At 72.0% G+C, this 18,434-nt stretch carries 13 protein-coding genes and 2 tRNA genes; 3 read left to right on the top strand and 12 right to left on the bottom strand.

Going from position 1 to position 18,434, the window contains the following annotated elements; all coding sequences use genetic code 11:
* Positions 1-47 precede the first annotated feature (47 nt).
* On the top strand, positions 48-473 hold the full coding sequence (locus D7044_RS27200) for an integrase (RefSeq protein WP_120690594.1): 426 nt from the start codon (positions 48-50) through the stop codon (positions 471-473).
* Between the two features lie 382 nt (positions 474-855).
* Positions 856-1,278, top strand: coding sequence for a hypothetical protein (locus D7044_RS27195; protein ID WP_233565139.1), 423 nt, complete (start codon positions 856-858; stop codon positions 1,276-1,278).
* Positions 1,279-1,594: 316 nt separating this feature from the next.
* Here the strand turns inward: D7044_RS27195 and D7044_RS27190 are convergent.
* The 4 genes from D7044_RS27190 to D7044_RS27175 all read right to left on the bottom strand — a co-directional run bounded on the left by D7044_RS27190 (position 1,595) and on the right by D7044_RS27175 (position 5,554).
* A tRNA-Ile gene (locus D7044_RS27190) sits at positions 1,595-1,668 on the bottom strand.
* A gap of 236 nt (positions 1,669-1,904) precedes the next feature.
* Positions 1,905-3,164: an NAD(P)/FAD-dependent oxidoreductase gene (locus D7044_RS27185; protein WP_120690592.1), complete on the bottom strand. Its 1,260-nt coding sequence runs from the start codon at positions 3,162-3,164 to the stop codon at positions 1,905-1,907.
* Positions 3,164-5,275, bottom strand: a complete 2,112-nt coding sequence (locus D7044_RS27180; RefSeq protein ID WP_120690570.1) for an MMPL family transporter — start codon at positions 5,273-5,275, stop codon at positions 3,164-3,166. Before D7044_RS27180 ends, D7044_RS27185 begins: the two co-directional genes overlap by 1 nt.
* Before the next feature lie 203 nt (positions 5,276-5,478).
* Positions 5,479-5,554, bottom strand: a tRNA-Asn gene (locus tag D7044_RS27175).
* 292 nt (positions 5,555-5,846) lie between these two features.
* Here D7044_RS27175 and D7044_RS27170 point away from each other — a divergent pair.
* A complete protein-coding gene (locus D7044_RS27170; protein ID WP_120678641.1) occupies positions 5,847-6,233 on the top strand; it encodes a hypothetical protein in 387 nt (128 codons plus the stop codon).
* Positions 6,234-6,326: 93 nt separating this feature from the next.
* Here the strand turns inward: D7044_RS27170 and D7044_RS27165 are convergent, their stop codons facing one another.
* The 8 genes from D7044_RS27165 to D7044_RS27130 all read right to left on the bottom strand — a co-directional run bounded on the left by D7044_RS27165 (position 6,327) and on the right by D7044_RS27130 (position 18,263).
* Positions 6,327-7,334 (bottom strand): sugar phosphate isomerase/epimerase family protein, encoded by a 1,008-nt coding sequence (locus tag D7044_RS27165; protein ID WP_120678643.1) that lies wholly within the window; start codon positions 7,332-7,334, stop codon positions 6,327-6,329.
* A 368-nt stretch (positions 7,335-7,702) separates the two neighbouring features.
* Positions 7,703-9,817: a ThuA domain-containing protein gene (locus D7044_RS27160; RefSeq protein WP_120690569.1), complete on the bottom strand. Its 2,115-nt coding sequence runs from the start codon at positions 9,815-9,817 to the stop codon at positions 7,703-7,705.
* A 74-nt stretch (positions 9,818-9,891) separates the two neighbouring features.
* Positions 9,892-12,765 carry a PQQ-dependent sugar dehydrogenase gene (locus tag D7044_RS27155; protein WP_120690568.1) on the bottom strand — a complete coding sequence of 958 codons (2,874 nt, stop codon included), beginning with the start codon at positions 12,763-12,765 and terminating at the stop codon, positions 9,892-9,894.
* A 306-nt stretch (positions 12,766-13,071) separates the two neighbouring features.
* Complete coding sequence (locus D7044_RS27150) at positions 13,072-14,139, bottom strand: polyprenyl synthetase family protein (protein WP_120678649.1); 1,068 nt, start codon at positions 14,137-14,139, stop codon at positions 13,072-13,074.
* On the bottom strand, positions 14,136-15,542 hold the full coding sequence (locus D7044_RS27145) for an alkaline phosphatase family protein (RefSeq protein WP_199716778.1): 1,407 nt from the start codon (positions 15,540-15,542) through the stop codon (positions 14,136-14,138). The genes D7044_RS27150 and D7044_RS27145 overlap by 4 nt, the downstream gene beginning before the upstream one ends.
* Entirely contained in the window at positions 15,539-16,786 is a 1,248-nt protein-coding gene (gene eboE, locus D7044_RS27140) for a metabolite traffic protein EboE (RefSeq protein ID WP_120678652.1), read from the bottom strand. Before eboE ends, D7044_RS27145 begins: the two co-directional genes overlap by 4 nt.
* Positions 16,786-17,643: a TatD family hydrolase gene (locus tag D7044_RS27135; RefSeq protein ID WP_120678654.1), complete on the bottom strand. Its 858-nt coding sequence runs from the start codon at positions 17,641-17,643 to the stop codon at positions 16,786-16,788. The genes eboE and D7044_RS27135 overlap by 1 nt, the downstream gene beginning before the upstream one ends.
* On the bottom strand, positions 17,643-18,263 hold the full coding sequence (locus tag D7044_RS27130) for an EboA domain-containing protein (RefSeq protein WP_120690566.1): 621 nt from the start codon (positions 18,261-18,263) through the stop codon (positions 17,643-17,645). The genes D7044_RS27135 and D7044_RS27130 overlap by 1 nt, the downstream gene beginning before the upstream one ends.
* Positions 18,264-18,434 lie beyond the last annotated feature (171 nt).

The following is an 18,434-nucleotide window of genomic DNA, read 5'->3' as shown; positions in this document are numbered from 1 at the left end:
CGGCGGCTCGCACGGCTGCGGCAAGATCGCCCGCGGAGGTGATCCACGTGCGGACGCGACTGCGGCAGCTGCGGATCGATGCCCGGACCTTCGTGTGGAGCGCGAGGATCCGGCACATGTCGGGTAGCGGCGACTGCCACCGGTGCATCCGACTCCGGGTCTGGGGAGCGGGAAAGACGAGCCGGGCGCTCCAGGCCGACCTGCTCTCGGTGACCTGGGGCTCACCCTGGGGCGCGTGCGCGACCGACACCGCCTATCCGACGTCGGCCGACGTGCGGGCCGTCATCGACTACGCCCTGCTGCACGGCTGGCAACCCGAGGAGCAAGGTGGAACGTTCGTACTCTCCGAGCAGGAGCACGCGGTTGACTTCGCGCTGCCCGAATTCCTGCTGACCGATCGGCTCCGGACGCCCGAGAGCGCCGATCCCACCACCCGGGTGATCCGCGCCGACGAGGCCCGAAGCATCACCTAGCGGACGCCGCGCAGCGGAGGACGCAGCAACTTCAGGGAAGTTGTTCGGTCGGCCGCCCAGGAGGGGACAACTTCCCCGAACTTGCACGCCCAGAGCGCGACCGGGACCGAAGCTCACCAGGGGTTTCGTGTGGTGGGGCGGGCGGGACTCGAACCCGCGACCGAGGGATTATGAGATCAAGATGGGCGATCCTGCGACCTGCACAAGTGGCCTCCCACCAGCGGAAACACCTCTCGACATCTCTCACCGCTCCCCCACCCCCCGTCGACCTCTTGCGGACCGGATGCGGACTGCTCGCTGCCACGAGGTGGTCAGTTGGCCGGCCTCTGCCTTGCAGGTCGCTGGTCAGCGCCAGTGGCAGCACCCCTGGCAGTCTGGAGGCATGGTGTTCTCCGACGATCAAGAACTGGGCACAGCGATCAGAGATGCCGACTCGCCTACCTGGTCAGTTCGCGCCGCAGCCGGGCGGCATCTTGCGAGATCTCGCGGAATCGACGAGGTAGCCGACATCCTCCACCGCCTTCTCTTAGATCCCCAAGACACTGCGGTGACTTGGGAAACGGCCAAGGCGCTGCTGGAACGCATAGACGCCATGGGCCTACGCCTTGTGCTGTTAGCCCGTAGCTATGCCGCCGACGAAGCCACCGCCGACGAGATCCAGGCTGCTTTGGACTGCAACTCTGACTGGATGACGCCCGCGGGCGCAGACCGCCTGACCAAGCACCTTCGGGACCTAGCGATGGATGAAGACGCCGGGGTGCGCGACGAGGCCCGAAGGATTCTCGACCGCCTACGACCTGTATAGAAGGGCTACGGCGTGCTCGGTCAGGCACTTGAGCCAACCTCTGCTGCCATCCCACCACCCACGAACCGGAAACGTTCGGCAACTCCATCTCGGAGTCGTCTGGCCCCCGCCGGAGGCATGCCCTTCATTCGGCCGGCGCGCGGGCCGATGCCGGCGCTTGCGCCGCCAGCAGGCCGAGCGCGTCCGGCGCGGCCCGCTTGCGGGCCGCCTTGACCGGGCGGCGGGTCGTGCTGCTGCGGACTGAGGGCGTCGGTCCAGACCTCGACGCGGTCCGCCCTGGCCACCGGCAGCATGGCTGACCAGGGAAAACGGTTTGTGGGGCGGGCGGGACTCGAACCCGCGACCGAGGGATTATGAGTCCCCTGCTCTAACCGGCTGAGCTACCGCCCCGGCACCGCGCCGGATTTTATCCTGGCAGGTGGATCATCGGCCAGGGGCGGAACCGGCGCCGTCACTCATCGGCGTCGCCGGAACAGCAGCACGATGGGCAACGCGAGAATAACAGCGCGCAGTGAGCCGACCGGGACGGCGTCCCGCACCCCGCCCTCGCACCCCGAGGACCACGGAAGACGCCCGAGGGCACCCCGGAAATGCCCCGGAAGGCCGCGAGGGACCGGCGGGGAGAGTCAGCGGCCGCGCCCCGGGTCTCCCCCGAACCGCAGCTCCGTGAGGACCGCTCCAGCGGCCCGCCAGCCGCTCGTCAACGCTCCCTGGATGGACGGGCTGTCCCGGTGGTCGCCCGCGACGAAGAGCCCGCCACCGAGCGCCACCGGCTTGCGTAGCCGCCCCTGCGGCGGGGGCGCGGCGGGTAGCGCCTGGGGAACGGTGACCGTGGTCAGGTGGGTCCAGTCGGCTGTGGAGCGTCCGTAGAGGCGGGTCAGTTCGAGGCGTACGGCCGGCTCGGGTGGGGGCGTGGGGCCGACCACCGAGGTGGCCACCAGGTGCCGCCCGGCCGGCGCGTACGTGGGCGCGGCCCGGCTCACCACCACCGTGTTGGCGATCAGCTCCCGGCGATCACCGTCGAGGAGCAGGATCGGCTCGTCGACCGGGGCCTCTTCGGTGCTGTGGTAGTAGGTCGTGTAGCTGTGCATCCGTACCGTCGTCAGGGCCGGCAGCAGCCTGGCCGCGGTAGGCGGGTCGACGGCGACCACGACGGCGCGGCAGCGGATCTCGCCGGCCTGGGTGCGGACCCGCCCGGGAGCGACCTCGGTGACCGGGGTGTTCAGGTCGACGAGGTCGGCCGGCAGTGGCGTGGCGACCGCCCGGGGCAGCGCCGCCATTCCCTCGGCAGGCAGGCCGATCCGGCCGCGGGCGAACGAGCGGAGGATCATCGCGAGGACCCGGCTGGAGGTCTCCAGTTCCCGGTCGATGAAGACGCCGGAGAGGAACGGGCGGACCAGCTCCTCGATGAACGCGTCGGAGAGTCCGGCGCGGCGCAGCGCGACCTCGGTGGTGGTTTCCGGGGCGGCGAGCAGTCGGCCGGCGGGCAGGACGGCGCAGCCGCCGGCCAGCGCGGCGAGCCGGAGCCGGTCGAGCAGCGAACCGATTTCGGCGAGCGCGGCGCCCGGCGCGGCGGCCGGTTGGCGTAGCGGGTTGACGAGCCGGATCAGCCGGTCGCCCTTGCGGACCAGCACACCGGAGGTGAAGTGGCCGAGGCGCAGGCCGGTCACGTCGAGCAGGGCACCGAGCCGGGGGTAGGCGGTGTTCAGCACCTGGAAGCCACGGTCCAGCAGGTAGCCGTCGACCTCGTCGGTGGCGATCCGGCCGCCGAGCCGGCCGCCGGCCTCCAGCAGCCGCCAGGGCACGCCGGCGCGGTGCAGCCGGCGGGCGGCCGCGAGCCCGGCGAGCCCGCCGCCGACGATGACCACGTCCGTCTCAGCCGGCATCACGTCCGCCCTTCCGCACGGCTCGTCCGGGCCAGCCGGCCCGGCCACCAGATGGTCGGCCCGATGTCGTACGCGAGCGCCGGCACCAGCAGCGAGCGGACGACGACGGTGTCGATGAGCACGCCGACCGCGACCGCGGTACCCAGCTCGACCAGGACCACGAGGGGCAGCACGGTGAGGGAGGAGAAGGTCGCGGCGAGCACGAGGCCGGCAGAGGTGATCACGCCGCCGGTGACCGCGAGGCCGGCCAGGACACCGGCCCGGGTGCCGCGTCGCACCGACTCCTCGCGGACCCGGCTCATCAGGAAGATGTTGTAGTCGATGCCGAGGGCGACCAGGAAGACGAAGGCGAAGAGCGGGAACGCGGCGTCGACGCCCGGGAAGTCGAAGACGTGGCGGAAGAGCAGGCCGCAGAGCCCGAGGGTGGCGGTGAACGAGAGCAGCACCGTCGCGATGAGCAGGAGTGGGGCGAGCAGGGCGCGGAGCAGCAGGGCCAGGATGACGGCGATGACCGCCAGCACGACCGGGATGATGACGTTCTGGTCCCGTTCGGCGGCGGTGGTGATGTCCACGTTGGTGGCGGTGAACCCGCCGACCACGGCGTCCGCGTCCGGCACCCGGTGCACCGCCGCGCGCAGGTCGCGGATGGTCCGCTCCGCGCCCGTGCTGTCCGGTGGGTCGGCGAGCGTCACCTCGAGCTGGACCCGGCCGTCGACCACCAGCGGCGGGCCGGGCGGTCCGGAACCCGCCGCCCGCGCTCGGGTGACGGGCCGGACCTCGGCCACCCCGCGGGTGCCCTGGGCCGCCTCGGTGACCCGGGGCGCGGCGCCCTCGTTGACGATGATCGTGGCCGGGCTGCCGGTTCCCGCCGGGTAGTGCCGGGCGATCACGTCCTGACCGGCCACCGAGTCGGTGCGCTTGGTGAAGAGGTCGGACTGGCCCAGCGTGGTGGTGCTGAGCTGGGTGAGGCCGATCGCGAGCACGCCCAGGCCGACGGCGGTGAGCAGCCAGACCGGGCGGGCGCGGCGGGCCACGAAGCCGGCCACCCGGCTCCAGATCCCGTGCTCGAGCTGCGTGGTGGTCGGGTCGTACCGGGGCTGTCGGGGCCAGAACGCCCACCGGCCGCCGAGCACCAGCAGCGCCGGCAGGAACGTGAGCATCACCAGCAGGGTCGCGGCGATGCCGACGGCGGCGACCGGGCCGAGCGCCCGGTTCGAGTTCAGGCTGGAGAGCAGGAGGCAGAGCAGGCTGAGGATGACGGTGCCGCCGGAGGCGATGACGGCGGGGGCGGCGCCCCGCCACGCGGCCCGCATCGCGCCCCACGGGCGCTCGTGCCGGTGCAGCTCCTCGCGGTAGCGGGCCACCAGCAGCAACGCGTAGTCGGTGCCGGCGCCGAAGACGAGCACGGTGAGGATGCCCTGCGCCTGTCCGTTGAGGGTGATCAGGCCGGCGTCGGCGAGCAGGTAGACGAAGAGCGACGCCAGGGCGTACGACATCCCGGCCGCGAGCAGCGGGAAGACCCAGAGCACCGGGCTGCGGTAGACCACGAGCAGGATCACCAGCACCACGCAGAGGGTGACCAGCAGCAGCGCCCCGTCGATGGCGGAGAAGACCTCGATCAGGTCGGCGAGCAGGCCGGCCGGCCCGGCGACGTCCACCCGTAGCCCGCCGCCACCGTCGCCGGTGATGTCGCGCAGCTGCTCGACGACCGTGCCGATCCGCTCGCCCTCGGCGTCGTCGATCGGTACGACGACCTGCAGCGCCTGCCCGTCGGCGCTGGGGATGGGCGGCGGCAGCGGTTTGACCACCCCCGGCACCTGGGCGAAGCGCTCCGCGTCGGCGGCCACCTTCCGCCTGTCCGCCTCGGTGAGGCCGGTGGTGCGTTCGTAGACGACGAGGGCGGGCGTGGTCTCCTGCTGGACGAAGCCGCGGGAGCGCTCCTGGGCCCGGGTGGCCTCCGCGTCGGCGGGCAGGAACGCGGCGTTGTCGTTCGTGGCCACGTCGCCCAGCCGTCCGGAGAACGGGCCGGCGACCCCGCCGACGACCAGCCACGCCAGCACCACGACGAGCGCGATCAGGGTGGCCCGGCTGCGACCCAGCGCTCCGGACATCCGCTCCCACCCGTGAGTCGACGCACCGATCGGCGTGGTCGATCCCTGACGCCGACACGGACCATCGTGCCGGGCCGACCCGGGCAGTTCGGGCGGAACGGGCGAATTGGGCACCAGCACCGAGGGCTGCGAAGTGGCGAGACCCGTTCGGGTGACGGGCAGAACGACGAACGCCCGCCGGCAGGGCCGACGGGCGGGACGGTTGGCTCCCCCGATTGGACTCGAACCAATAACCTGCCGGTTAACAGCCGGCTGCTCTGCCAATTGAGCTACAGGGGACTGCCATTGCTCGGTTTCGGATCTCTCCGGCACCGTGCGACGGGGACAAGCGTACAGGACTCCAGGGGGTGTTGGTCCAGGGGGTTACCGCGCCGGAGGTGCGGGCGGCGGACAGCGAGCCGGGCGGTTCCCAGAAGTAGTAATTCGGGCAAATCGCCATCACGGCACAAGCAGGCATGAGCGCAGAGCAGGATGGGTAGTTAGCTGCGGACGACAGAACGCAGGCGCGAGACGGCGTACGCTCGGGCGCGAGCCCGGGGGCGACGGCGCGTCAGGTACGGAAGGAGCCGCCATGCGCGGAAAACTGATGTTTCTTGGCGGGCTGGCTGCGGGATTCGTCCTGGGTGCCCGCGCCGGCCGGGAGAAGTACGAGGAGCTGATGATCCGGGGCCGTAAGGTGCTCGACCACCCCACCGTGCAGGAGGCGGCGGGCGTGGCGCAGGCCCAGGCGACCCGGCTCTACAGCGAGGGCAAGGACAAGATCGGCCAGACCAAGCTGGGTGAGAAGCTCAGCGGCAACGGCAGCAAGCACGGCATGACCGCCGCCGACGACGCCTTCGCCGGCTCGCCGGCCGCCGTCGGCGCGAAGTCCGGCACCAACTCGTCGGCGGGCGGCGCGGCCACCAGGTCGACCTCCGCCAAGCCGTCCGGCTCGGGCGGCACCGGCAACACCCTCTGATCGCGACGCGTACGGGCCCGGCCGCCAACTCGGCGGTCGGGCCCGTGACGTCTCCGGTCGGCGGCGAGCGCCGGCCCGGACCTGCGGCCTCGCTCAGTCCTTGCTGCTGAACGCGGCGTCGAACGCGGCGTCCGGGGCGTCGAAGGCGAGCCGGCGGACGAACTGGAGCGCCTCCGGGGCGCCCACGAGCCGGTCCATGCCGGCGTCCTCCCACTCGATCGAGATCGGCCCGTCGTAGCCGATCGCGTTCAACGCGCGGAAGCAGTCCTCCCAGGGCACGTCGCCGTGGCCGGTGGAGACGAAGTCCCAGCCGCGGCGCAGGTCGGCCCAGGGCAGGTGCGAGGAGAGCCGGCCGCGCCGGCCGTCACCGGTACGCACCTTCGCGTCCTTGCAGTCGACGTGGTAGATCCGGTCGGCGAAGTCGAAGATGAAGTTGACCGGGTCCAGCTCCTGCCAGACGAAGTGCGACGGGTCCCAGTTCAGCCCGAACGCGGGCCGGTGGCCGATCGCCTCCAACGTGCGCTTCGTCGTCCAGTAGTCGTACGCGATCTCGCTCGGGTGCACCTCGTGCGCGAAGCGCACGCCGACCTCGTCGAAGACGTCGAGGATCGGGTTCCACCGGTCGGCGAAGTCCTGGTAGCCGCGCTCGATCATCGACGGCGGCACCGGCGGGAACATCGCCAGGGTGTGCCAGATCGACGAGCCGGTGAAGCCGACGACGGTCTTCACGCCGAGCTTCGCGGCCGCGCGAGCGGTGTCCTTGATCTCCTCGGCGGCGCGCCGGCGCACCCCCTCCGGCTCGCCGTCGCCCCAGATCCGGGCGGGCAGGATGTCCTGGTGCCGCTCGTCGATGGGGTGGTCGCAGACGGCCTGACCGACCAGGTGGTTGGAGATCGTGTAGACCTTCAGGTTGTGCTTGGCGAGGGTCTCCCGCTTGCGCTCGACGTACGAGTCGTCGGCCAGCGCCTTGTCGACCTCGAAGTGGTCGCCCCAGCAGGCGATCTCCAGGCCGTCGTACCCCCACTCGGAGGCGAGCCGGCACACTTCGTCGAACGGAAGGTCGGCCCACTGGCCGGTGAAGAGCGTGATGGGTCGCGCCATTGTCCTTCTCTCCCCTGTGGTGATGGGGATTCCGTACGGGCGGACCGGGGCGAGGTGACCGGCCGAACCGGTGTCCAGGCGGGGCCGTGGGCGGGGAGCCGGCGGGTGCGGGACACACCTGGGCCCGCCGGGTTGCGCCTCCCGCCGGGTCGCCGGCCACCGTCAACGGTCGCCGTCCCCACTCTATGGCCGCCGGCACCGACACGGAAGGCCCCGCCTCCCCACCCCACCGGCGTTCTCGTTGATCATGAGGTTGGCGGCGGTTTCGATCTCCCACGGCCCCACCAACCTCATGATCAACCACGAGGGGCGGGGCGGCCCCGCGCCGGATGGTACGCCGGCGCGGGGCCGCCCCTCAGGGGGTTACGTCAGGGCAGGATCCACTTCTGGTTCGCCGCACCCGTGCAACTCCACAGGTGCACCGGAGTGCTGTCGGCCGAGTTGTTCCCCGACACATCCAGACACTTACCCGACTGCGGATTACGCAACGTCCCATCCGCCTGCGCCGACCAGTTCTGCGCACCCGAACCATTACACGTCCACAACTGAATCTTCGTACCGTCCGCCGAACCACCACCCGACACATCCAGACACTTACCCAACGCCCGAACCGTCGAATTCGACGTCACCGACCACGACTGCGCCGCACTCCCGTTACACGTGTACAGCTGCACCTGCGTACCGTCCGCCGTGCCGCTGTTGCGCACGTCGAGACACTTCCCGGCGAGACCCCGGACCGGACCCGTGCCGGGCGTGCCCCCGCCCCCCTTCACCAGCGTGAAGTCGTCCACGTCGAAGAGGCCGCCGCCCGACCCGGTGAAGGTCAGGTAGAGGTTCTGCGCGCCGGACGGCACGCCGGAGAGGGTCGTGGTGACATCGGCGAAGGTGTTCCAGCCGCCGGTGTTCGGCACCGCCACCGAGCCGAGCACCGGACCGGTGGTCGAACCGGTCCGCACCTGGATGGTGCCGCCCGGGCCGCCGGAGACCACCCGCGCCCGGAACGACGTCGCGCCGGTCAGGTCGAGCCCGTTGTACGCGGCCCAGTCGCCCGGCTCGACGTAGCCGAGGGTCTGGCCACCGTTCGCGCCACCCTTGCCGACCGCGCTGACCCCACTGGCCGAGCTGAACGCCTCGGCCTGGACGGTGAGGTTGCCGCCCGGCGGAGGCGTACCGCCGAGCTCCTTGATCCGCACGTTGCGGAACGAGACGTCGTCGCCGGTGCCATGGTTCTGCAGGCCGATGTGCCCGGCGAGCGAGCGGGCCGGGTTGGTGTTCGTGAAGTCGTTGATCTTCACGCCGTTGAGGAAGACCTGGAGGCGCTCCCCCTCGACGAGCAGCTCGTAGTTGTTCCACTCCCCCGGCGGGTTCAACGCCGCGTCCCGGGCCGCGAGGTCGGCGGACTTGAAGGTGTAGACCGCGCCGGTGGTCCGGTCGGCCGCGTCCGTGGCGTCGATCTGCACCTCGTACCCGTTGTCGACCGCGGACCACGGGTCACTCGACGGTGGGAAGCCGATGAAGACCCCGGAGTTGTCGTCGCCGGCCATCCGCCAGTCCAGCTTGAGCGAGTAGTTGGTGAACTGCTTCGCGCTGTGCCAGAACAGACCCATGCCACCGACCGAGGTGAGGGTGGCGTCGGTGTTGGTGAAGCTGCCCGGCCCGGCCTGTGACCAGCCGGCGGTCGAGCCGTTGTAGAGCGTGGTGTAGCCGGTCTCGGGCCGGCAGTCGGCCTTGGTGCGGCCGGCCGCGTAGCGGATCCCGCCGAGCAGGTGGGCGCGGAACGCGGGCTCGGCGTACGACGCCTGGGTGTGACCGCCACCGGTGTAGAAGGCCCGGCCACCGTTGTACGTCTTGCACCAGGAGTGCGGGTGGTCGGCGCCCATCCCGCCGCCCGAGTAGGACGACTCGTCGAGGGTGGCCAGCACCCGCGCCGTCGAGCGGGCGTTGGTCTGGTAGTTGTACCACTCGTCGGTGCGGGTCCAGGTCTGCGGCAGGTGCGCGCTCGCCGCGTGCGCCCGGTTCTCCACCTTCACGTTGGCCTGCTGGATGGCCGGGTGCGAGGCGAAGTACGCCCCGACCAGGTTGCCGTAGAAGGACCAGCCGTACTCGGTGTCGGCGGCGGCGTGCACCCCGACGTAGCCGCCGCCCGAGCCGATGTACTGCTCGAAGGCGGTCTGCTGGCCGGCGTTGAGCACGTCGCCGGTGGTGTTGAGGAAGACCACCGCCTCGTACTGGGCGAGGTTGCCGGTGGTGAAGGCGGCGGCGTCCTCGGTCGCGGTGACCGTGAAGCTGTTCGCCGCGCCGAGGTCGCGGATGGCCTGGGTGCCGACCGCGATCGAGTCGTGCCGGAAGCCGGCGGTCTTGGAGAAGACCAGCACGTCGTACGGGGTGTCGGCCGCGCTGGCCGGGGTGGCGGGGCTGGTGCAGGCGATGACGGCGAGGGCGGCGGTGGCCCCACCGAGGACGGATCGCAGAAGTCTGCGCATCTCAGCTCTCCTCAGATCGGTCGGGAGGGGCCCCGGGCACATCGTCGTGCGTCGGTGGGGCCCCTCCGCTCAAATCAGGGCAGGATCCACTTCTGGTTCGCCGCACCCGTGCAACCCCACAGGTGCACCGGAGTGCTGTCGGCCGAGTTGTTCCCCGACACATCCAGACACTTACCCGACTGCGGATTACGCAACGTCCCATCCGCCTGCGCCGACCAGTTCTGCGCACCCGAACCATTACACGTCCACAACTGAATCTTCGTACCGTCCGCCGAACCACCACCCGACACATCCAGACACTTACCCAACGCCCGAACCGTCGAATTCGACGTCACCGACCACGACTGCGCCGCACTCCCGTTACACGTGTACAGCTGCACCTGCGTACCGTCGGCGGTCGCGCCGCTGCGCACGTCGAGGCACTTGCTCGCCAGGCCCCGGATCGGGCCGGTGCCGGGCGTGCCTGCGCCGCCGGTGTTCAGGGTGAAGGTGTCCACGTCGTAGAGCGCGCCGGTGCCCGACCCGGCGAAGGTCAGGTAGAGCGTGGTGGTGCCGGCGGGCGGATTGGCGACGGTGCCGGTGACGGTGGTGAAGGTCTCCCAGCCGCCGGTGACGGGCACCGTGGCCGAGCCGATCACCGTGCCGGTGGCCGAGCCAGTCCGCAGCTGGAGGGTGCCGCCGGCGCCGGCCGACGAGACCCGGGCGGTGAACGAGGTCACGTTGCCGACCTGGTACGGCTCGAAGGCGATCCAGTCGCCGTTGTTGATGTCGCCGACGGTCTTGCCGCCCTCGGCCGGGGCCTTGTCGAAGGTGTTGATCCCCGACGAGGTCTTGAAGTGCTCGGCCTGGCGGTGGCGGGGCTGGAGGATGTGCTGGGTGTGCGTGGTCAGCCCGCCCGCGTCGGTGTACTCGGCGTCGAAGATGGCGAAGATGTTGGCCGCGTAGTCGTGCTCACCGTCGACCGGGATGGTGATGGTGCCGGAGCAGCCGTTCTGCGAGGTGATCTGGTGACCGTGCTGGTCGTGCCCGAGCACGTAGGTCATCTTGACCTTGGTGCAGTCGATCGTGCCGTCCTCCGGGTCGGTGACCGTGATGCTGAACGGCACCGCGTCGCCGAAGGAGAAGAGCTTGCCGTTGCCCGGGTTGATGATGGTCACCGTGGGCGCGGTGTTGCCCACGCTGATCGCCACGCTGGCGCTGCCGGTGGCGCCCTGCGGGTCGCGTACGGTCAGCGTCGCCGTGTACGTGCCGTTGGCGGTGTAGGTCTTCGTCGGGTTGGCCGCCGTGGAGGTGGTGCCGTCACCGAACGCCCACTGGTAGGTCAGCGCCGAGCCCTCCGGATCCGAGGAGCCGGCCGAGGAGAAGGCGACCGTCAGCGGTGCGGCGCCGGAGGTCTTGTCGGCCGCCGCCCGGGCCGTGGGTGCACGGTTGCCGCCGCCGATGTGGTCGAAGCGGTACAGCGCGGAGTTCGCGTCCCCGTTGAAGTAGCCGGTGCCGTAGTCGAGGACGTAGTACGCGCCGTCCGGGCCGAAGGCCGAGTCCATCACCTGCTTGCCGACCCACGGGAAGGTGTCGATGGTGCCCCGGGAGCCGTCGGTGTTGACGTGGATCGGCTTGATCCAGCCGCGGCCGAACTCGGTGGCGAAGAACTGGCCGTCGAAGGACTGCGGGAACTTCGTGGTCGACGGGTTGGCGGCGTTGTACCGGTAGACCGGGCCGCCCATCGGGGACTCCGACCCACCGCCGAACTCGGAGGGGCTGCCGGCGTCGCCGCCGTAGCGGATCCAGGCGGGCTGGGCGGGCGGCAGCGTGCCCCGGCCGGTGTTGCGGAACGAGTTGTTCGTCGGGCCGCCGGTGCAGTTGAACTTCGGGCCGGTGGCGTTGGTGGCGAAGTTCCACTCGTTGTAGGTCTCGGTGCTGGTGTTCGTACCGGTGCAGTAGGGCCAGCCGTAGTTGCCCGGGCCGGCGACCCGGTTGAACTCGACCTGACCGGCTGGGCCCCGGGTGGAGCTGGTCGAGCCGGCGTCCGGCCCGTAGTCGCCGACGTAGACGACGCCGGTGGCCTTGTCCACGCTGATCCGGAACGGGTTGCGGAAGCCCATCGCGTAGATCTCGGCGCGGGCGCCCGTCGTGCCGGGCGCGAAGAGGTTGCCGGTCGGGATCGAGTACGTCCCGTTCGCGTTCACCTTGATCCGGAGGATCTTGCCGCGCAGGTCGTTGGTGTTGCCGGCGCTGCGCTGCGCGTCGAACCCGGGGTTGCGGTTGGTGCGCTCGTCGATCGGCGCGTAGCCGGCGGAGTCGAACGGGTTGGTGTCGTCGCCGGTGGAGAGGTAGAGGTTGCCGGCGGCGTCGAAGTCGATGTCGCCACCGACGTGGCAGCAGAGCCCGCGGTCGGCCGGTACGTCGAGGACGTCGACCTTGCTGGCCTGGTTGAGCGTGAAGTCGGCGTTCAGTGTGAACCGGGAGAGCCGGTTGACGCCCTGCCAGGCGGAGAAGTCGGTGCCGGTGGCCGGGGCGTCCCCGCCGGGGGTGGAGAGCGGCGGCGCGTAGTAGAGGAAGATCTGCCGGTTGCTGGCGAAGTTCGGGTCGACCCCGACGCCCTGCAGCCCCTCTTCGTCGTGCGTGTAGACGGCGATGTTGCCGATCACCGTGGTGGTGCCGTTCGCGTCGGTGCGGCGCAGGGTGCCGTTGCGCGCGGTGTGCAGCACCGAGCGGTCCGGCAGCACGGCCAGCGACATCGGCTCACCCATCTCGGCGACGCCGCGGGCGAGTTCGACCTGCTGGAAGTCGGTGGCGTTGATCGGGTGCGCCTGTGCGGGGGTGGGGCCGCCGAGGGCGGCGGGGCCGGCGCCGAGGGCGACCGTGCCGGCCGCGGCGACCAGCAGCAGGGCCGAACCGGCGGTGAACCATCGTCGGGGGCGGTGGTGGAGGTTGTCCGATCTGGACATGGTTTGGCTGTCCCTTCCTGACGACTGACTGCCAGGGCGGGGCGCGCGCCGACGCGCCGGGGCCGTAGCGGGCTGTGCGGTGGGGGCCGCCGGGGTGCCGGTCCGGCGCGCCGTGAGCACTCCGACGGTGGAGCCACCCGCACGGAGGGTCACCAGTCGATGGGTTACCGCGCCGCCGGTTCACCTCGACGAAACAGTGTGGTATTGACCACGACACTAATTTAGACACTTGAATGTGTCTATACCTTCTGCCGAGCCGAGCCGGACTTTCGCTCGATCGGCGGAAAGTCGACGGGTCGGGGCCGGTCAGGAGCGGCGGTCGATCGCCTGCTCGGCGAGGCCGACCAGAGCCGAACGGGTCTCGCCGTCCACCGGCGCCTGTTCGAGCGCGGTCAACGCCTGCTCGGTACGCACCCGGATCATCTGTTCGATCCGCGTCCGCGCGCCGGTCGCCTCGATGAACTCACGCAGCTCGGCCGCGCCGTCGGCGTCCAGCTCCGGGTTGCCGAAGAGCTCCCGCAGCCGGGCCGTCTGCGCCCGGTCGGCGACGCTGCGGGCCAGCGCCATCATCACCGTCGGCTTACCCTCACGCAGGTCGTCGAGGATCGACTTGCCGGTGACCGCCGGATCACCGAAGACGCCGAGCACGTCGTCCCGGAGCTGGAACGCGTCACCCAGCGGATCACCGAACTCGGCGAACGCCTCGATGAGCTCCGGCGACCCGCCGGCCAACGCCGCACCGATCTGCAACGGCCGGGTGACCGTGTAACGGGCGGCCTTCATCCGGATCACCGTCAGGGCACTGGCCACCGAGCCGTCCCCGACCCCGGAGACGAGGTCCAGGTACTCCCCCGCGATCACCTCCGTACGCATCAGCGCGAACATCGCGTACCCCCGGTGCACCTGCTCGGTGGGGAGGCCGCACTCGTGGAACATCTGGTCCGACCAGGCGGCGCAGAGATCCCCGCAGAGCAGCGCGGTGTTGCGCCCGTACGCCTCCGGGTCGCCCCGCCACGACGAGCGGGCGTGCAGGTCGGCGAAGAGCCGGTGTACCGACGGCTCACCCCGGCGGCGGTCACTGCCGTCGAGGATGTCGTCGTGGATCAGGGCGAACGCGTGGAACAGCTCCAGGGCGGCCGAGGCCATCACGATGGGGACGCCGTCCTGACCACCGCCCCCGCGCCAGCCCCAGTAGCAGAAGAGCGGGCGCAGTCGCTTCCCGCCGGCCAGCACGAACCGCTGCAACGCCGTGAAGACGCCGCGCGGCGCGCCGTCCGGCCAGTCCGGCCCCTGGCGGTCGAGGAACGCGGCCAACTCGGCGTCGAAGCGCGCCCGCAGGCCGCTCACGTCGGTCGGCGCAACCGTGACCGTCACCGGGTGTCCCCCTTCGTGGCCCCGCCCAGCCCGGCGAGCTCCAGCAGCAGCGACTTCACATCCGTCGCCGCGAGACGCTCCCGGGTCGCGCTCGGGTCCGAGCAGAGCAGCACCGGCCCGTCCGCCGGGTCAGCCGGCAGCCGCCCGTGCGAACCACGTACCGCCCGCGCGCCCGCGTCCAGCCCGACCACGCTCATCAGGTAGCGCATGCCGAGCTTCTTACGGGCCAGGGCCACGGCCGCCCGGCGCTTCGCCGCCGCCGGGGCGGCCGGGTCGAAGAAGAGCTCGGCCGGGTCGTACCCGGGCTTACGGTGGATCTCCACGAGCCGGGCGAAGTCCGGTGCCCGGTCGTCGTCCAGCCAGTAGTAGTAGGTGAACCAGGCGTCCGGCTCCGCCACCAGCACCAACTCGCCGGCGCGCGGGTGGTCCAGCCCGTACGCGGCCTTCCCCTCGGCCTCCAGCACCTCCGCCACCCCGGGCAGGCCGGCGCAGAGCTTCGCCACCGCCGGCACGTCCGCCGGGTCCCGCACGTAGACGTGCGCGACCTGGTGGTCGGCGACCGCGAACGCCCGCGACGTCCACGGGTCCAGGTACTCCATGCCGGCCTGGGTGTGCACCCGCAGCAGCCCCTCGGCCCGCAGCAGCCGGTTGACGTCCACCGGGCGGGACACATCGGTGATGCCGTACTCCGAGAGCACCACCACCGTCGCGTCCCGGGCCTGCGCGGCGTCGAGCAGCGGGCCGAGCACCCCGTCCAGCTCCGCCGCCGCGGCCGCCGCCTGCGGCGAGGAGGGGCCGTGCCGCTGCAGGTCGTAGTCGAGGTGCGGCACGTAGACCAGGGTCAGATCCGGCGCCTGGTCGGCGAGGATCTGCTCGGCCGCCCGGCAGATCCAGGCGGAGGAGGCCAGCCCGGCGCCCGGCCCCCAGTAGCTGAAGAGCGGGAAGGTGCCGAGCCGCCCGGTGAGCGCCTCGTGCAGCTGCGGCGGGTCGGTGTAGCAGTCCGGGTCCTTGCGCCCGTCCGCGTGGTAGATCGGCCGTGGCGTGACCGTCCAGTCGACGTCCGCGCCCATCGCGTACCACCAGCAGACGTTGGCCACCGTGTAGCCGGGCTCGACCCGCCGGGCCGCCTGCCAGAGCTTCTCCCCGCCCACGAGGGCGTTGTGCTGCCGCCAGAGCAGCACCTCGCCGAGCTCCCGGAAGTACCAGCCGTTGCCCACGACGCCGTGCCCCGCGGGCGGCTCCCCGGTCAGGAAGGTGGACTGCACCGAGCAGGTCACCGCGGGCAGCACGGTGCCCAGCTCCGCCTGGAAGCCCCGCTCGGCGACGGCCCGCAGCCGCGGCATGTGCGCCAGCAGCCGGGGGGTCAGCCCCACCACGTCCAGCACGACCAGACGACGACTCATGCCGGCACCTCGCTCCGCTCGACGCCGCCGCGCGGCGATCCCTGATCCAGAACTCCCGCCGGACCCGACCGGTCGACGGGCACGAGGCCGAGCGCGGTCAGCTCGGCCCGCGCGAAGGCGAGCTCGGCGGCGATCCCCGAGGCCAGCTCCGCGTCGGTGCGGGGGCGCCGCGCCTGCGGCAGCACCCCCCAGGTGTACGTCTCCACGTCGAGGTGGTCGCAGCCCGCGTCCGGGCCGGTGAAGAGCTCGGCGAGGGCGGCGCGCAGCACGCCGACGGTGGACTCCAGCGGCGCCTCGGGCGGCGCGTGCAGCGGCACGTGGTAGTGCACCCGCCACCGCCCCGGCAGCCGCGCGTCGAGCGCGGCGTCGAGGTCGTCCGCCGCGTACGCCGGATCGGCCGGGTCGTGGCCGCCCGCGCAGCCGTCGGCCCGGGTCTGGTGCAGGAAGCGCGGCTCCACCCAGCGCCGCAGCGCCTCGGCCGAGCCGACCGGATCGGTCGTCTCCAACGCGGCCGACACCTGCACCTTCACCACCGGCAGGCCGGCCGCCCGCAACCGGGCCAGCGCCGCAGCCGGCTCCTCCCAGGCACAGGCGAGGTGCGCGAGGTCGACGCAGACGCCGAGCCGCTCGGTGTCCATCGCGGACAGCAGGGCAGCGGCCTGGCTCGTGCTCTCCACCAGACAGCCGGGCTCCGGTTCGAACCCGACCCGGATCCGCCGGCCGGTCTCCCGCTCCACCTCGGCCAGCCCGGCGGCGAGCTGGTCCAACCGTTCCCGGGCCGCCCCGGCCTGGTCGGCGTCCCACGGCGAGCGCCACGCCAGCGGCAGGGTGGAGATGGAGCCCCGGGCCGCGTCGTCGGGGAGCAGATCGGCGAGGATCCGCGCCAGGTTCAGCGTGTAGGCGAGCCGCTGCGGGGTGGTCCAGTCCGGGTGGTAGACGTCACCCTTGACCACCGGGGCCTGGAAGGCCGCGTACGGGAAGCCGTTGAGGGTGACCACCTCCAGGCCCCGCGCGGTCAGCTCGGCCCGCAGCCGGCGGCGGGCGGCCGGCTCGGCGGCCAGCTCGGCGGCGACCGGGGCGGCCAGCCAGAGCCCCAGGCCGAGCAGGTCGGAGTCGAGCTCCTGTCGGACCGGCAGGGCGTAGGTGTCGAGTTGCGCGAGGATGCCGGCGAGGTCCTCGGCGGGGTGCACGTTGGTGCAGTAGCCGAGGTGGACGAGCTCACCGGACGTGTGTCGCAGCCGCATCAGCTCCCCCCGCGCAGGATCGAGTTACCGGCGAAGGTGGCGCTCGGCGCAGCGAGGTCGGCGGGGTCCAGGTCGAGCCGTTTGGACTGGCCGTAGAACTCCACCGGGTTGCGCCACAGCACCCGGTCGACGTCGTCGTCGCTGAATCCGGCCGCCAGCATCGCCTCGCCGGTGGCCCGGGTGAGCAGCGGGTCCGACCGGCCCCAGTCGGCCGCCGAGTTGACCAGCATCCGCTCGGTGCCGTGCTCCCGCAGGATCTCCACCATCCGCGGTGGTGACATCTTCGTGTCCGGGTAGATGGAGAAGCCGAGCCAGCAGCCGGAGTCCCGGGCCAGTGGCACGGTCACCTCGTTGAGGTGGTCGAGCACCACCCGGCCGGGCTCGATGCCGGATTCGCGGACCACCGCGAGGCTGCGCTCCACGCCCCGGGCCTTGTCCCGGTGCGGGGTGTGCACCAGCGCCGGCAGCTCGTGCGCCACGGCGAGCGCCAGCTGTGCGGCGAACACCTCGTCCTCCTCCGGGGTCATCGAGTCGTACCCGATCTCGCCGACCGCCACCACGCCGTCCTTCTCCAGGTAGTCAGGGAGCAGCTCGAGCACCGGGCGGCAGCGCGGATCGTTCGCCTCCTTCGGGTTCAGCGCGATCGTGGCGTGGTGCCGCACGCCGAACTGCCCGGCCCGGAACGGCTCCCAGCCGATCAGCGAGTCGAAGTAGTCGGTGAAGGAGGCGGGGCCGGTGCGCGGCTGCCCGAGCCAGAACGCCGGCTCCACCACCGCCCGGACGCCGGCCGCGGCCATCCGCTCGTAGTCGTCGGTGGTGCGCGAGGTCATGTGGATGTGCGGGTCGAAGATGCGCATCACGCCTCCCGGGCGGTGGGTCGGCCGGAGCCGGCGGTGAGCCGGTCGAGCAGGTCGGTGGCGTCGGCGGGCATGTCCCGCCCGGCCGCGTGCCGTTCGTCGGCGAGACCGCCGAGCATCACGGCGAGCTCGCCGTCGGCGCGGCTGTCGAGGTCGGCCACGACGGCGAGCGGCACCCCGGTGAAGACGCACTTCAGCACCGCCTGCCGCCACGCGGCGGCGTCGAGGTGCCGGGCGTACGGGCCGAGCGCGGCGGCGACCAGCCGGGTGTCGTTGGTGCGGATCGCGTCGTGCAGCAGGGGCACCCCCGCCGCACCGATCGGCAGCAGCGGCAGCGCCTTGAGCACCGCCCGCTTCTCGGCCGCGTCACCGCGCCGGTAGAGGGCGTCGGCGTACCCGGCGTGGTCGGTGGGCAGGGCGGTGAGCAGCAGCGCGCGGGCGGCCTCGTCGGCGGTCCAGCCGGGCGCGTCGGGCAGGGCTTCCCGACCGCAGCGCCGGCCGGCGGCCGGGAAGAACCGGGTGATCGTGGCCGGGTCGGCCGCCACCTGCCGCAGCGCCTCGTCCAGCCAGTCCGGGTCGGGTACGCCCCCCAGGGCCACCCGGAGATGATCCGCTGTCATCGTGCCTCCCCTCGGCGCCGCTCCGGAGCCGGAGCCTGCGCGGTATCGCCGTGGGTGCCCGGGCGTCGCCCCTTCCGGCCGCAGGCCGCGGCGGTTGCCGTGGCCCGCTCGCCGTGCTGCGACCGGAGAGCCGTCGGCCGCGCCGCGATCGTGCTGCCGGCGTGGGGACGC

Source organism: Micromonospora musae (assembly GCF_003626635.1).
GTDB lineage: Bacteria > Actinomycetota > Actinomycetes > Mycobacteriales > Micromonosporaceae > Micromonospora > Micromonospora musae.
Note: the sequence above shows the minus strand (reverse complement) of the source record. Positions and strands in the feature narration are given on the sequence as shown.